The sequence below is a fragment of the Streptomyces sp. NPDC048185 genome (assembly GCF_043202495.1).
Taxonomy (GTDB): Bacteria; Actinomycetota; Actinomycetes; order Streptomycetales; family Streptomycetaceae; genus Streptomyces.
The window spans coordinates 465,748-479,279 of the sequence record NZ_JBIDAN010000001.1 but is presented as its reverse complement, the minus strand read 5'-3'; the positions used below and the strand labels follow the sequence as shown (position 1 = coordinate 479,279).

Sequence of the window (13,532 nt, the reverse complement as noted above, 5' to 3'; positions counted from 1 at the left end):
CCCATGCCGCAGATCACCATCGAGCGTTCCGCGTCTCTCGACGACGTCGACTGGGAGGAGTTCGCCCTCGCCCTGCACCCGGTGGTCGTCGAGACGGTGGCCGCGCGGCTGGAGGCGTGCAAGACGCGGGTCCTGCGCGGCGAGGAGGACGTCGTCGGTGCCGAGAAGGAGCGGCACGCCATCGTGAACGTGTCGATCGCCCTGCTCGCCGGGCGTTCCGACGAGACGAAGGCGCAGCTCACCGAGGCCGTGGTGGACCTGCTGCGCAAGCACGTCGAGCCGAGGGACGAGGTCACCCTGCATCTGTCGGCCGAGGTGCGCGACCTCGACCCGTCCTACCGCAAGGCCGAGGTCTGAGCTACGACGCCAGCTCGATCAGCCGGCCGACCAGGTCCGTGAACGGGCCGTCGGCCGGCTCGTCCTCCAGGACGCCGCGCAGCAGGGCGCCCATCTCCTCGTCGTGGGCGGCGCTCACCGCCAGCAGCGCCGCGAAGTCGTGCACGAGCTGGGCCTCCAGCTCGGCGCGCGGGATGCGCCGGCCGTCCAGCCAGATCAGCGCCGTCGACTCGGCGAGCGAGATCCACGAACGGACGACCAGTTCCAGTCGCGGGGGCGGATCGGTGACGTCCAGATGCGCAAGGATCTGGACGTACGCGGCCTGCCGCACGGAGTCGACGAGCGCGTTCGCCGTGGACACCGTGCTCAACGAGCAGGCCCCGCCCGCCGGGACCGCCGGACCTCCGCGCATCAGCGCCGAGAAGCCGGGGCCGTGCTCGTCGACGAAGTCGAAGTAGCGCCCCATCACCCGCAGCAGCCGCGCCCCCAGCGGGCCCTCCCGGGGCTCCGCGAATCGGGCCGCCAGGTCGGCGGCGGCACGCTGCAACGCGGCCTCGTACAGGCTGAGTTTGCCGGGGAAGTAGTGATAGACCAGCGGGCGCGAGATGCCGGCGGCCGACGCTATCTCGTCGATGGAGACCTCGTCGGGCGAGCGGCGGCTGAACAGATCGAGCGCGACGCCGATCAACTGCTGCCGCCGCTCCTCGACGCCCATTCTGCGGCGTACCCCGGTAGTCATACGAACACCTTACCGATCGAATCCAGCCTCTGAACGGGCCGGACCGGGCATCGGTGTTCGCCGGCCTCACAGGTCCAGTACGAGTCGTGCGCTCCTGGCGCGCGAGACGCAGATGAGCATCGAGTCGCCGCGCTCCGCGTCGGTCAGCAGCTCGTCCCGGTGATCGATCTCGCCCTCCAGCACCCGCTGTTGGCAGGTCCCGCACCAGCCCTGTTCGCAGGAGTACGGCGTGTTCGGCAGCTCGGCGCGCACGGCGGCCAGCACGGACGAACCGGCGGCCACGGTCAGGGTGCGCCCGCTGCGGTGCAGCTCGACCTCGAACTCCCCGTCGCCGTCCGCCGCCGTACGCGGCGCGAACCGCTCCAGGTACGGGGCGGTGCCCTCCGGGAGCCGCTCCTCGACGGCCGCCATCAGTGACTCGGGGCCGCAGCAGTAGACGGCCGCGCCCTCGGGGAGGTCCGCGAGGAAGGCGTCCAGGTCGGGCAGCCCGTCCTCGTCCTCGGCGACCACGGTGACCCGCCCCCGGCCTTCGGCCGGGCGCACTCCCGTCCCGCTTCGTCCGCCGCCCGCGGCCAGTTTCTCGACGTCCTCCAGGAAGGGCATCGAGGCCCGAGTGCGCCCGCCGTACAGCAGCCGCCACTCGGTGCCCTCCGGCAGGGCCCGCAGCATGGGCAGGACCGGGGTGATGCCGATGCCGCCGGCGACGAACACGTAGGCGGGGGCGTCGACCAGCGGGAAGCGGTTGCGGGGTCCGCGCACCTCCAGCTCCATGCCCTCCTGCACCTGCTCGTGCACCTCGCGCGAGCCTCCCCGTCCGTCCTCGACGAGCCGCGTGGCGACGGTGTACGACGAGGTGTCCTCGGGGTCGCCGCACAGCGAGTACTGCCGGACCAGCCCCGACGGCAGGACCAGGTCCACGTGGGCGCCCGGCTCCCAGCGCGGCAGGTCGTGCCCCTCCAGACGGAGCCCGGCCACCCCGTCGGCCAGGCGTTCGTGCGCGGTGACCAGCAACCGCAGGCCACGGGCCCCGGACCGCCCCGGGGACGGCGGCTTCCCGGCGTCCGTCGTCGCCGGCGGCGGGGCGGGGGTCCGGCCCCGCATCGCCCGCCGGACGGCCAGCGCGGCACCGGCCAGCACCACCAGGGTCTTCAGCGCGGAGACATGCTTGTTGGACATGGCGTCAATGTACTGACGAGTAGGCCCGTCAGGAACCCTTGCGGCGGTACTTGTTGACGCTGGTGTCAGCAAGCGTGCCCGGTGGCTAGCGCAGCCCGCCGATCGTCCGCCCGTCCTCCAGGGTGCCCTTCAGCCGGGCCTGGGCGCCCCGCTCGGCCTCGGCCGTCAGCAGTCGGCCGTCGGCGGAGCCGCTGACCCCGCCGGTCGCCTCGACCGACTCCGTGTCCCGGCTGCCGGCGGCCAGCAGGTACCAGTGCCCGCCCTCCGACTTCCACAGCACCCCGGCCAGCACGTGCGGATCGCGCTTGCCGCACGCCGGCACGTCCTGGGCCTTCGCGGCCACCGCGCCCCGCACCCCGCCCGGCGTCCGGAACTGCGCCATCACCCGCGCCCCGGCCCCCCGCCAGGTCTCGGCCCGCGTGCACACCCACTCGCCCGAACCGGTCTCGTCGGGCAGCGGCTGGCTCGCGAACTCCCAGGCGTTCACCGACCGCACCCCCTGTCCGCGCACGGCGCCCAGGGAGCAGGCGTACGGCGCCCAGGTGTGCAGCGCCCCCGCCCCAAAGACGTCCTTCGCCTTCCCGGGCCGTCCGGTGGTGAGGCGGGCCGGGACCAGCTCGCCGAGGTCGCTCATCAGGCGGGTGTGCGAGCCGTCGGTCAGCTGGAGCACGTTCCACGAGGCGCAGTCCCCGGTGCGCTGGACCGGGCTCGCCAGCGGCGAGGTCACCCCGTCGGCCAGTGTCAGCTCCATCGCTCCGGACCGCGGCTTCACCAGGTCCCGCTCGGCCGCCTTCGTCACCCAGGGCGCCGTCAGATAGCGCACGTTGCCGTCGGCCCGGCCCAGCACCACCGCCGTCGCCTCCGTCCGGCCGGCCCCGTCGGCCCGCGCGAAGTCGAGCGCGGCGCCCGCCGTGCCGTCCTTCGGCTCGGCGTACCGGACGATGCGCAGACCGTCGTAGAGGATCACGACGCGCGCGGTGTCGACGGTCCCGGCGTACAGCAGTTGCGGCGGTCCGGCCGGCCCGCCGCTCGCGGTGCCCGCCGTCGCCGAGACCCGCACGTTCCCGCCGGGGCGGGCCCAGACGGCGAGGGCCCGGCGCAGCAGCGCCTCGTCTCCGGTGAGGGCGCCGCGCGCCGGCCACACCGAGAAGTCGGTGCGCGCGGAGGTCTTCCAGGCCGCGGGGGCGGCCCTCGTCAGCCTGCCGGGGTCGAGGGCCGCCTCGGCCGCCGGGTTGCGGGCATCCGCCGGGGCGGCCGCGCCGTCCGGCCCCCAGCCGTCGCCGGGCAGGCTCAGCAGCGCCCCGCACACCACCAGTGCCGCCCCGGCGACCAGAGCCGCCTTGGTGTGCCGGCGGCGCCGCATCAGATCGGTGGGCCGGGCCTGGAGCGAACAGGGGTCGAACTCGGGGGAGGCGAGCAGCGCGTACTGGTCCGCCACCTCGTCGGCCTCGCGCAGAGCGCCGTCGGCGTCGCCGACCCCGGCGGCCGTGAGCAGCCGCCGCACGTCGCTGTCGGGGAGCCGGTCGAGACCGCGCAGCGCGTACGCCGCCCGGGCCGGGCCGGACAGGGCGGACAGCCGCTGGTCCAGGGCGAGTTCGTCGGCGCCGCCCGAGCGCGGGAAGAGCTTGAGCCCCCACACCTGGGGCAGCAGCGGCGGCAGCTGGGACCGCCTGGGCCGTGCCCGGCGCCACAGCGGCAGTCCCGCCTCCAGTGCCGTACGCACGACCCGCAGACGCACCAGGGCGTACCCGGGGTCGCCCTCGCGGCCGGTCGACTGGGCGGGGATCACGGGCGTCGCCGTCCGGTTCCTGGGCAGCGCGCGCTGCGTCAGGGCGTGCGCGGTCAGCACCCGGCGGCTGCGGCCGAGGCCGGGCGGCAGCACCAGGTAGGCGAGGCGGACCAGGCCCGGATAGTGCTCGACGAGCGCGGCCTCGGCCTGCTCGACGTCGACGACCGGGTCAGCGGCGGACGGTGCGGGGCGTTTGGCGACATCCTGTGACTGCACGTCCAGCAGAACGAGCCAGTCGGCCCGTGGTCACCGGGCGTGCCGTTGAGCGCTCCGCCGTCCGTGGCCGTACCGATGGCCGGAGCCCCGTGCCGGGGTTCCGTGCGGCATGTCGCCGTCAGGGACCGGAGGAACACATGAGGCTGATCCGACCGAGGCTCGCGCTGGCCGGTGCGGTGGCGGTACTGGCACTGACGGGCTGTGCGTCCGAGGGGGGCGGCGAGGCCGTGCCGGAGACGGCGACCGGGAGCCTGGAGCACCTGGCCGCCGAGGCCGGCTGCGAGCCGGACCTGCAGACCGACGCGGACACCCTCCGCCAGGCCATCTGCCGGAGGGGTGAGGAGAAGTACGTCCTCGCCACCTTCGCCACCGACCGCGGACAGCGCGAGTGGATCGACACGGCCAAGGACTACGGCGGCTACTACCTCGTCGGCCGCAAATGGGTCGCCGTCGGCCACGAGGACGTCGTGGCCGGCCTGCGGGGCCGGCTCGGCGGCACCCTGGAGCAGGGGGCGGTGCACGGGGGCGGCACGCACCCGGCCGGGCACGGCGGCCACGGCGGCTGACCGCCCGCGGACGCGGGGGAGGGCCGGTGGCGGAGAGTCCGCCACCGGCCCTCCCGGGTCCGTCGCCGGCGGGGCTACGTGCAGTCCTCGCCGTTGTTGATGCAGTCGACCACCTGGTCCATCAGGTCCTCGTCCATGACGTTGATGAAGTCGTTGTGGTCGGTGATCGGCTTGTGCAGCTGCTCCGGGAAGCTGTCCACGGCGTACGGGTTCCGCACCTGGCCGTTCTCGACGACCGGGGTGGGGATGTCGTACACCAGGCGCACCTGGAGCTGGGGGATGGCCTGGAAGCCGTCCGGGCAGTTGCCGTTCTCGTCGACGAACGCCGTGTGGGTGCGGTGGTTGGCGCTGTCGGTGTTCTGGCCGTCCCAGCAGCTCTGGAAGTGGGTCGTCCGCACCACCTGGCTGCCGTCGGGGCACAGCGGGTACTTGTCCGTGACCTGCCGGTCCTCGAAGCCGGTGCAGCTCCACGAGCTGTTGGCGTTCGCGTCGCCGTTGGTGAAGGACTTGGCGTCGCCGGTGATGATGCGCAGGAACTTCGGCATCGCCACCACGTCGCCCTGCCGGTTGCCGGCGAACCTCAGCTCGGCCTGTGCGGGCTTGAGGATCTTGCCGATGTTGCCCTCGGCGCCGCCGCCCTGGTCGCCCGCGTCGAACTCCTGCGTACCGTCCTGCAGCCGCAGCACCGGCCAGTAGTAGGTGGACCTGTCGCCCTGGTTCCGGCACGAGGTGTCGGCGTTCGCCAGGTCGTCGTCGCTGGAGAAGGCGTCGTTGTCCTGGTTGCCGACGTAGTCGTGGGTGTGGTGCGCGCCGTTGTCGACACCGGGGGCGGCGATCAGGTTGTCACTGTTGAACAGGTTGTTCTCGTTGACCCCGCAGTCGGTGGTGAAGGTGCCGGTGGAGCCGCCGTCGCCGTCGGCGGCGAGGCCGTTGCGGCTGTCGCGCGAGTTCGGCCGGACGTCGTTGATGTCGATGAAGTCGTCGGCCACCGGGCCCGCGACACCGTTGCCGTTGTCGTCCTGGTCCTGGCCGTCACCGCCCTGACCGCCGTCACCGCCCTGGCCACCGCCGTCGTCCTGACCGCCGTCGTCGCCCTGACCGCCGTTCTGGCCACCGTCGCCGTCCTGCGGGCGGTTCGCCGGCCGGCCCTGGCACGTCGCCAGGTCGTCCAGGCCGTCGTCCGCCCGGCCGCCGGCCCGGTCGATCTCCAGCTGGATCCGGTCGATGATCACCTTCCGCCGGTCCTTCAGCGGACCGAGGATGGCGTTGTCGACGAACCGGGAGTCCCCGGCCTGCGCGCGCCGCGTGGTGGCGAGTCGCTGGTAGGCGTCGGTGATCTGGCTGTCCAGCGTGGCCAGTTCGCCGTCCACCTCCCCGCGGGCGCGGTCCGGCACCTCGGAGATCCGCTGACCGACGTCGGGGCAGCTGATGGTCGCGACCTGCGCCGCGGCCGACCTCGTCCGGTTGTGCGGCGAGTGCTCCTCGTGGGCCGAGGCGTAGAAGTTCGCCCAGACCAGCCCGCCCCCGCCGAGTGCCAGGGCCGCCGCCCCGGCAACGGCCTTGGCGGCCAGCGGCATTCGGCGTTTTCTCGTATTGCGTCCCATGGAACTCCTCTGACTTCCTTGCGGGGCATCGAGGCGCCCGACAGGAGTGAAGCGGCTCCCCTCCATACGGAAGCCGCTGCGGAGGTGTTCACCCGTCCTGGGAATCGAGGGTCCTGCGGGACCGGTGTGACTCAGCGGCCGTGGTCGAGATAGGCCAGAACCGCCAGCACACGGCGGTTGTCGTCGTCCGAGACCTCGAGGCTCAGCTTGGCGAAGATGTTCGCGGTGTGCTTCGCGATCGCGCGCTCCGTCACGACGAGCCGCCCCGCGATCGCCGCGTTGGTCCGCCCCTGCGCCATCAGCTCCAGCACCTCCAGCTCCCGGGGCGTCAGCCGCTCCAGCGGCCGGTCCTCCGCCGCACGCCGGCTGAGCAGTTGCTGGATGACCTGGGGGTCCATCGCGGTGCCGCCCGCCGCCACCCGCCGTACGGCGTCCACGAACTGCTCCGCATCGAACACCCGGTCCTTGAGCAGGTACCCCACCCCGCCGGTGCCGTCGGCGAGCAGCTCACGCGCGTACAGCTGCTCCACGTGCTGGGACAGCACCAGCACCGGCAGCCCCGGCCGCTCCCGGCGGGCGGCGAGCGCGCACTGCAGGCCCTCGTCGGTGTGCGTGGGCGGGAGCCGGACGTCGACCACGGCGACGTCCGGCTCCAGTTCGGCCAGGGCCCGGGTCAGCTCGGGACCCGACTCGACGGCGGCGGCGATCTCGAAGTCGTGGGCCTGAAGGAGCCGGACCAGCCCGTCGCGCAGCAGGAACAGGTCTTCGGCTAGGACAACGCGCAAGGGATCTCCATGGTGACCATGGTGGGACCGCCCGCCGGGGAGCTGACGGCCAGGACGCCGTCGAATGTACCCAGCCGCCGCTCCACCCCGGCCAGCCCGGACCCCGCCGAGGCCACCGCACCGCCCTTGCCGTTGTCCGTGACGGAGACGCGCAACTGCCCGTCCGCGTGGTGCACGTCGATCCAGATCCGGTCGGCGCCGGAGTGCTTCACGGCGTTGGTGAGCACCTCGCTGACCGCGAAGTACGCGGCCGACTCCACGGGCGCCTCCGCGCGGCCGGGCAGGTCGACGTCCGTCTCGGCCCGCACGGGCAGCCGCAGCGCCAGCGCCCGTACGGCGTCGCCGAGTCCGCGCTCGGCGAGGACCGGCGGGTGGATGCCGCGCACCAGCTCGCGCAGCTCCGTCAGCGCCTCGGCGGAGGACTGCCGGGCCTGCGCCAGCAGCTCGCGGGCCTTCGCCGGGTCCTTCTCGAGCAGCGCCTCGACGGTGCCCAGGTCCATGCCCATGGCGACCAGCCGGGCCTGCGCCCCGTCGTGCAGGTCCCGTTCGATGCGGCGCAGTTCGGCGGCGGAGCTGTCGACGGCGTCCCGGCGCGTCTCGGTCAGCACCCGCACCCGCTCGGCCAGTGCACCGTCACCGTCGCCGAGGAGGCCGGCGGTGAGCCGGAAGTGGGCGTGCAGCGCGCGCGGGGCGAGCCAGAGGGCCGGGACGAGGAGGACGACGGCCAGCGCGGCGGCGTAGTAGGCCGAGGTCTGGTCGGTGACGTGCACGAAGCCGTACCAGTATCCGTCGGGCAGGGCCCGCCACAGCCCGGCCGCGATCACGAACCCCTCCAGCGGGTACAGCGGCAGCAGGAAGGCGAGCAGGGCGAGGACGAAGCCCGCCGTCATGTCGGCCGGCAGCCAGCGGAAGTCCCGCCAGGTCGCCGGGTCGCGGAGCATGCCGAAGGTGCGGGCCCACGGGTTGGCGTCCGCCGGCAGCGGCCGGTACGCCCGCGGGATGCGCACCCCGCCCCACTCGGCGGCCAGCAGCCGCCGCCGGTCCGCGAACGCCCGCACGCCCGTCAGCACGTACGGGGTGGTGACGATGCCGACCCCGATCGGGACGAGCGCGATCGACACCAGGGTGAGGCAGAAGCACAGCACCGCGCCGGGGAGGCAGATCAGTGCCAGCCCCAGCCCCCGTACGGCCGTCAGGCCCACGTTCCGTATCCGCGTACCGCCGCCGTCGCGCGTCATCTCGAAGCTCATGGCGTCAGTCTCGCGCAGGCGGACGAGGGAGGGCACGGGGCCGGGCCCCCGTCTCAGGGGGTGGTGCCAGGTACACCCCCGTCCGCCGCGAGCACCTTCGCCTCCGTCTCCGGGTCCAGCCCCACCGGCGGCCGGTCGGGACGTTGCGGTGCTGTCCCGCCGATGTCCCGCAGCCAGGCCCACGTGTCGGAGACGGTCTCGGTGACCGGCCGGCAGCGCAGCCCCGTCGCCAGCGCACGGGAGACGTCGGCCGAGTGCAGCGCGTCGTGCAGGTCGCTGCCCGGCGGCACCCACACCGGCAGCTGCGTCCACGGCTGCACCCCGGCGCCGAGGACGGTCCCGGGGGCCGTCCAGCGCAGCTCGGCGGCGCCGCCCGTGACCCGGACGCAGGCGTCGAGCAGGCCGCCCATGGTGGTGTGCCCCGGCGCGGAGACCAGGTTGTACGGTCCGCTCAGCTCCTGCTCCACCGCGCCGAGGACCCATGCGGCGAGGTCGCGGACGTCGACGTACTGCAAGGGCAGGTCCCGGGGGCCGGGCGCGAGCACCGGGCCGCCGCGCGCGACGCGGTCCAGCCACCACGGCAGCCGACCGATGTTCTCGTACGGGCCGAGGATCAGCCCGCTGCGCACGAGCACCGAGCGGTCCGCGCCGAAGGCGTCCAGGACGGCCAGCTCGGCGCCCCTCTTGTCGCGGGCGTAGTCGCTCTGCCCGGCGTCGGCCGCCGCGCCCTCGACCAGCGGGGCGTCCTCGGCGTACCCGGCGGGCGGCGCCCACGCGTACACCGAGCAGCTCGACACGTACACGTACCGTCCGGCGCGGCCGGCCAGCAGCCGTGCCGCGTCCCGCACCGCGCGGGGCGCCGCCGACCAGGTGTCGACGACGGCGTCCCAGGTGCCCTCGGCGAGGGCGGTGAGCCCGTCGGGCGCGGTGCGGTCGCCGTGCAGCGACCGCGCCCCGGCCGGCGGCGCGTGCCGCCCGCGGTGGAACACGGTCACGTCCCAGCCGCGCCCGAGCGCCGCCTCCGCCACGGCCCGCCCCACGAACTCCGTACCGCCCAGCATCAGTAGCCTCATGCCGGCCACTCTGCCTGGTGCTAGGGCCCGGGGGAACGGGCCTTGGCTGTCAGCAGAGCCTCAGCGTCCGGTGGGCGGCGTGTACTTGTAGCCGACGCGCCGCACGGTCTGGATCGTCCGCCGGTGCTCGGCGCCCAGCTTGCGGCGCAGCCGGGCGACGTGCACGTCCACGGTGCGGCCGTCGCCGACGTGGCCGTAGCCCCACACCGTCGTGACGAGCTGGTCGCGGGTGTGCACGCGGTGCGGATGCGCGACGAGGTGGGCGAGCAGCTCGAACTCCAGGTAGGTGAGGTCGAGTTGACGCCCGTCCACGGAGGCCGTGCGGCGCACGGCGTCGATCCGGACGAGCGGGTCCCCCGGGGCGTCGGCGTCCTTCGGGTCCTGCTGTGCCGTGCCGGCCACGGCGACGGGCGGGAAGGGCGGCTGCTGGTCGGCGGGGACGAGCACCAGGTAGCCGACCATGGGCGGCCGGCCCGGCAGTGCGGGCAGGGTGTGCGGGGGAGCGGGCAGCCAGGTGGCACCCGGCGGCAGGAAGTCCGTGACGTCCACCACCTCGTCCCGGTCCACGGCGCGCAGCCGGTGGCGGGCCGGGACGGCGGGGGCGGAGGCGGTGACGGGAGCGGTGGAGAGGGAACGAGTGGTCGCCATGAGAGGTCAGCTCTTTCGCGCGAGGAGTTCGTCGGGAGGACGACGGCCGCGGCGCGGCGGCCGGGGCGTCGGGGACGTACGTCGTGCGCGTCGGCGAAAGCCGGGACTACGGCTTCACAGGGCCGGCGCGGTCGTCGCGCGGCAACACACCCGGTCGAAGTCGTGGTGCTGACGGGAAGGCCAGAAGGGCTCGAGGTCGTGGCGACCCGTCGCTGCGTGCTTCTGGAAGGCGGACATGGGTCCATTGAAGCAGACGACGGCGCGGGACAGGAGACTCCTCTCACTGCTTGGACGTCCCACGGCGCCTCCTGACACCCCGTCGGCCGGAAACGGGCGCGGAAGAAGGGGCGCCCGCCATGTCGGCGGACGCCCCCCTTCGCGGGACGGCGGGGGTCAGACCTGGCCGGCCTTCTCCAGTGCGGAGCAGCAGGTGTCCACCAGCAGGCGGGTCACCACGTACGGGTCGACGTTGGCGTTGGGACGACGGTCCTCGATGTAGCCCTTGCCGTCCTTCTCGACCTGCCACGGGATGCGGACCGAGGCGCCGCGGTCGGAGACGCCGTAGGAGTACTCGTTCCACGGGGCGGTCTCGTGCAGGCCGGTCAGGCGGTCGTCGATGCCCGCGCCGTAGTTCTTGACGTGGTCCATCGGCTTGGAGCCCTCACCGAGCGACTCGCAGGCGGTGATGATCGCGTCGTAACCCTCGCGCATCGCCTTGGTGGAGAAGTTGGTGTGCGCGCCCGCGCCGTTCCAGTCGCCCTTGACCGGCTTGGGGTCGAGGGTGGCGGAGATGTCGAAGTCCTCCGCGGTGCGGTACAGCAGCCAGCGGGCCACCCACAGCTGGTCGGAGACCTCCAGCGGCGCCAGCGGGCCGACCTGGAACTCCCACTGGCCGGGCATGACCTCGGCGTTGATGCCGGAGATGCCGAGGCCGGCCTTCAGGCAGTTCTCCAGATGCGCCTCGACGACGTCGCGGCCGAAGATCTCGTCCGAGCCGACGCCGCAGTAGTAGCCGCCCTGCGCGGCCGGGAAGCCGCCCTCGGGGAAGCCGAGCGGGCGGGAGCCCTTGAAGAAGGTGTACTCCTGCTCGATGCCGAAGATCGGCTCCTGCGCGGCGAAGCGCTCGGACAGCTCGGCGAGCGCGGCACGCGTGTTGGTCGGGTGCGGCGTCATGTCCGTGTCGAGGACCTCGCACAGCACCAGGATGTCGTCGCCGCCGCGGATCGGGTCGGGGCAGGAGAAGACCGGCTTCAGCACGCAGTCCGAGGAGCGGCCCTCGGCCTGGTTGGTGGAGGACCCGTCGAAGCCCCAGATCGGCAGGGCGTCCAGACCGGCCGGGGCATCCGTGATGATCTTCGTCTTGGAACGGAGCTTGGCCGTCGGCTCGGTGCCGTCGATCCAGATGTACTCAGCCTTGAAGGTCACGGGGCCACATCCTTCGGGGTGGGTCTGGGCGCACTTGCGGGTGCTGCGGCGCTGCGGCACTGGGGCGCCGCGTCTACTGCCGTGCAGCGTGTCAACGGGCGATTTCCCGTCCGTTGCCCGTATGTGAACCCCGTGTTACCTGGGGAAGGTGTGGTGCGTCTCACGGCCCGGCGCCTCCGCTCGGCGCGGGGCCGGGCGGAGGCACGGGCGGGGGAGGGGAGGAGCGGTCAGCCCACCTTCTCGATCACCGCCCGGCGGATCAGGAACTTGCCCTGTTCGCGGACCTGTTCGAACGCCGCGTTGTTCAGCAGCACGCAGCTGCCCGAGACCGACTCGACCTCCACCGTCGTGGACTTGTCGTTGTCCAGGTTGGTCACCTTGAGCTTGGTGCCCACCGGGAACTGGTTGCTGGAGGCCGCGGGTGCGCCGCCCTCGCCGGAGAGGGTGACGGTGGAGCCGTTGCACACCTGCTCACCGGCCTGCGCGGCGCCGCCCGCCTGGTCCCCGCCCTGCTGCCCGGCGTCCTGGCCCGTGTTCTGCCCGGCGTCCTGGCCCATGTCCTGGCCGGCTTCCTCGTCCGCGCTCTGCCCGGCGTCCTGGCCGCCCTGCGGCGGCTGCGCGGCCTGGGAGTCCTGAGCCGACTCCCCCACCGCGCACCCGGACGCCTCCTGCTTGCGCTGGATCTCCTCGATGACCGCCTCGCGGTTGGCGATCCGGGCCTCGGACTGCGCGTCGGGAGCGGCCCGCTGGCCGTCGATGAACCGCTGGTTGTTCCCGAGCGCGGTGGCGAGGCCCTGGCAGACGGTGGAGTCCTGCGCGGACTTCGTCTGCGCGTTCTGGGTGGTCTGCGCGGCGTTCGAGGCGTTCGCCATCACGAAGGCCCCGCCGCCCGCCACCGCCGCCGCGCTCATCAGCAGCGCGAGCTTCTTCTTCGTACCGAGACTTCTCCTGCGCGACATGCGCGCCTCCTGAAGAGGTAGGGGAGCGTACGCCGCTATGTACGAGATACCGAACGAAGTTACTCAGCGGTCACGGAGATCCGCCGGAGTAACCTGCGTCACAGCCGGGCCGGCTCAGCGGGACAGGGCGTCACGCACCGCCTCCTCGGAGCGGCCCACGACGGCCGTTCCGTCCTCCGCCGTGATGATCGGGCGCTGGATCAGCTTGGGGTGTGCGGCGAGCGCGGCGACCCAGCGGTCGCGTGACGCGTCGTCACGGGGCCAGTCCTTCAGTCCGAGTTCCTCGGCGTCGGCCTCGCCGGTGCGCGTGATGTCCCACGGTTCGAGGCCGAGGCGGGTGAGCACCTCGCGGATCTCGTCCTCGCTCGGTACGTCCTCCAGGTAGCGGCGGACGGTGTAGTCGGCGCCCTCGGCGTCGAGCAGGCTGAGGGCGCTGCGGCACTTGGAACAGGCCGGGTTGATCCAGATCTCCATGCCGCACACGGTAGCCCGAGGGGCGCGAAACCCGTTCTCCCCGCACGCCCCAGCAGCCCCGAAAGCCCTTGTGGCCAGGGGCTTTTGTCAGTGGGGGGCGGTAAAATAGAAGCAGTGTTCGAGGGTGTCGCCGGGGTGTCCGGACGGCGCCCCGACCGCGACAGGAGGATGCCCGTGCCCGCTGCCGCACTGAAGCAGAAGCCCTTGCCCACCCAGTCGACCGCCGAGCGACCCGTCCTGCTCGACCTGCCGTACCAGCCCGTGGAGAAGAGTCCGCTCCCGGCGGGCCGCCCCCGCGAGTGGTACGTCACGCACAACCGCCGGCTCAAGGCGATGCGACTCGCCATCGCCCTGCTCGACTCCGGCGTCTACCTGCCGAACCAGGCCCGCAACGAGACGATACGCCGTGCCGCGGAGACGATCGGCGTGCACCCGCCGTCGGACACGACGTGCCACATGGTGCGGGCGCTGATGCGGTACTCGCGGTGACGC

At 73.3% G+C, this 13,532-nt stretch carries 14 protein-coding genes; 3 read left to right on the top strand and 11 right to left on the bottom strand.

The annotated features are described in order from the left end of the window. Positions 1 to 3: 3 nt before the first annotated feature. Positions 4 to 357 carry an isomerase gene (locus ACGF3H_RS02205; RefSeq protein WP_362495570.1) on the top strand — a complete coding sequence of 118 codons (354 nt, stop codon included), beginning with the start codon at positions 4 to 6 and terminating at the stop codon, positions 355 to 357. 1 nt (position 358) lies between these two features. Here ACGF3H_RS02205 and ACGF3H_RS02200 read toward each other — a convergent pair whose 3' ends face one another. From ACGF3H_RS02200 to ACGF3H_RS02190, 3 genes are all read right to left on the bottom strand, one after another. Continuing rightward, entirely contained in the window at positions 359 to 1,075 is a 717-nt protein-coding gene (locus ACGF3H_RS02200; protein ID WP_362495567.1) for a TetR/AcrR family transcriptional regulator, read from the bottom strand. Between the two features lie 66 nt (positions 1,076 to 1,141). Continuing rightward, complete coding sequence (locus tag ACGF3H_RS02195) at positions 1,142 to 2,251, bottom strand: PDR/VanB family oxidoreductase (RefSeq protein ID WP_362495564.1); 1,110 nt, start codon at positions 2,249 to 2,251, stop codon at positions 1,142 to 1,144. Between the two features lie 85 nt (positions 2,252 to 2,336). Then, positions 2,337 to 4,256 carry a hypothetical protein gene (locus ACGF3H_RS02190; RefSeq protein WP_362495561.1) on the bottom strand — a complete coding sequence of 640 codons (1,920 nt, stop codon included), beginning with the start codon at positions 4,254 to 4,256 and terminating at the stop codon, positions 2,337 to 2,339. Positions 4,257 to 4,393: 137 nt separating this feature from the next. On the opposite strand from ACGF3H_RS02190, the gene ACGF3H_RS02185 reads away from it, so the two are divergent. Beyond that, positions 4,394 to 4,822 (top strand): hypothetical protein, encoded by a 429-nt coding sequence (locus ACGF3H_RS02185; RefSeq protein WP_362495559.1) that lies wholly within the window; start codon positions 4,394 to 4,396, stop codon positions 4,820 to 4,822. Positions 4,823 to 4,896: 74 nt separating this feature from the next. Here ACGF3H_RS02185 and ACGF3H_RS02180 read toward each other — a convergent pair whose 3' ends face one another. The 8 genes from ACGF3H_RS02180 to ACGF3H_RS02145 form a co-directional block, all read right to left on the bottom strand. Continuing rightward, positions 4,897 to 6,426, bottom strand: coding sequence for a DUF1996 domain-containing protein (locus ACGF3H_RS02180; RefSeq protein WP_362495556.1), 1,530 nt, complete (start codon positions 6,424 to 6,426; stop codon positions 4,897 to 4,899). 131 nt (positions 6,427 to 6,557) lie between these two features. Further along, positions 6,558 to 7,211 carry a response regulator transcription factor gene (locus tag ACGF3H_RS02175; RefSeq protein ID WP_362495553.1) on the bottom strand — a complete coding sequence of 218 codons (654 nt, stop codon included), beginning with the start codon at positions 7,209 to 7,211 and terminating at the stop codon, positions 6,558 to 6,560. Beyond that, entirely contained in the window at positions 7,196 to 8,461 is a 1,266-nt protein-coding gene (locus ACGF3H_RS02170) for a sensor domain-containing protein (RefSeq protein WP_362495550.1), read from the bottom strand. Before ACGF3H_RS02170 ends, ACGF3H_RS02175 begins: the two co-directional genes overlap by 16 nt. A 53-nt stretch (positions 8,462 to 8,514) precedes the next feature. Further along, a complete protein-coding gene (locus tag ACGF3H_RS02165; protein WP_362495547.1) occupies positions 8,515 to 9,534 on the bottom strand; it encodes an SDR family oxidoreductase in 1,020 nt (339 codons plus the stop codon). 60 nt (positions 9,535 to 9,594) lie between these two features. Further along, positions 9,595 to 10,182 carry a winged helix-turn-helix domain-containing protein gene (locus ACGF3H_RS02160; protein ID WP_362495544.1) on the bottom strand — a complete coding sequence of 196 codons (588 nt, stop codon included), beginning with the start codon at positions 10,180 to 10,182 and terminating at the stop codon, positions 9,595 to 9,597. A gap of 393 nt (positions 10,183 to 10,575) precedes the next feature. Continuing rightward, on the bottom strand, positions 10,576 to 11,607 hold the full coding sequence (glnII, locus tag ACGF3H_RS02155; protein ID WP_362495542.1) for a glutamine synthetase: 1,032 nt from the start codon (positions 11,605 to 11,607) through the stop codon (positions 10,576 to 10,578). 227 nt (positions 11,608 to 11,834) lie between these two features. Further along, on the bottom strand, positions 11,835 to 12,566 hold the full coding sequence (locus ACGF3H_RS02150) for a hypothetical protein (protein WP_362495539.1): 732 nt from the start codon (positions 12,564 to 12,566) through the stop codon (positions 11,835 to 11,837). A gap of 114 nt (positions 12,567 to 12,680) precedes the next feature. Next, positions 12,681 to 13,040, bottom strand: a complete 360-nt coding sequence (locus ACGF3H_RS02145) for an arsenate reductase family protein (RefSeq protein WP_362495537.1) — start codon at positions 13,038 to 13,040, stop codon at positions 12,681 to 12,683. Between the two features lie 174 nt (positions 13,041 to 13,214). On the opposite strand from ACGF3H_RS02145, the gene ACGF3H_RS02140 reads away from it, so the two are divergent. Beyond that, positions 13,215 to 13,529, top strand: coding sequence for a hypothetical protein (locus ACGF3H_RS02140; protein ID WP_362495535.1), 315 nt, complete (start codon positions 13,215 to 13,217; stop codon positions 13,527 to 13,529). The last annotated feature ends 3 nt before the right edge of the window (positions 13,530 to 13,532 follow it).

Excerpts from the sequence above, each read along its gene's own strand:
- ACGF3H_RS02150 (WP_362495539.1), bottom strand. The coding sequence starts at position 12,566 with ATGTCGCGCAGGAGAAGTCTCGGTACGAAGAAGAAGCTCGCGCTGCTG.
- ACGF3H_RS02160 (WP_362495544.1), bottom strand. The coding sequence starts at position 10,182 with ATGGCGACCACTCGTTCCCTCTCCACCGCTCCCGTCACCGCCTCCGCC.
- ACGF3H_RS02195 (WP_362495564.1), bottom strand. The coding sequence starts at position 2,251 with ATGTCCAACAAGCATGTCTCCGCGCTGAAGACCCTGGTGGTGCTGGCC.
- ACGF3H_RS02185 (WP_362495559.1), top strand. The coding sequence starts at position 4,394 with ATGAGGCTGATCCGACCGAGGCTCGCGCTGGCCGGTGCGGTGGCGGTA.
- ACGF3H_RS02200 (WP_362495567.1), bottom strand. The coding sequence starts at position 1,075 with ATGACTACCGGGGTACGCCGCAGAATGGGCGTCGAGGAGCGGCGGCAG.
- ACGF3H_RS02145 (WP_362495537.1), bottom strand. The coding sequence starts at position 13,040 with ATGGAGATCTGGATCAACCCGGCCTGTTCCAAGTGCCGCAGCGCCCTC.
- ACGF3H_RS02170 (WP_362495550.1), bottom strand. The coding sequence starts at position 8,461 with ATGAGCTTCGAGATGACGCGCGACGGCGGCGGTACGCGGATACGGAAC.
- ACGF3H_RS02205 (WP_362495570.1), top strand. The coding sequence starts at position 4 with ATGCCGCAGATCACCATCGAGCGTTCCGCGTCTCTCGACGACGTCGAC.
- ACGF3H_RS02180 (WP_362495556.1), bottom strand. The coding sequence starts at position 6,426 with ATGGGACGCAATACGAGAAAACGCCGAATGCCGCTGGCCGCCAAGGCC.
- ACGF3H_RS02165 (WP_362495547.1), bottom strand. The coding sequence starts at position 9,534 with ATGAGGCTACTGATGCTGGGCGGTACGGAGTTCGTGGGGCGGGCCGTG.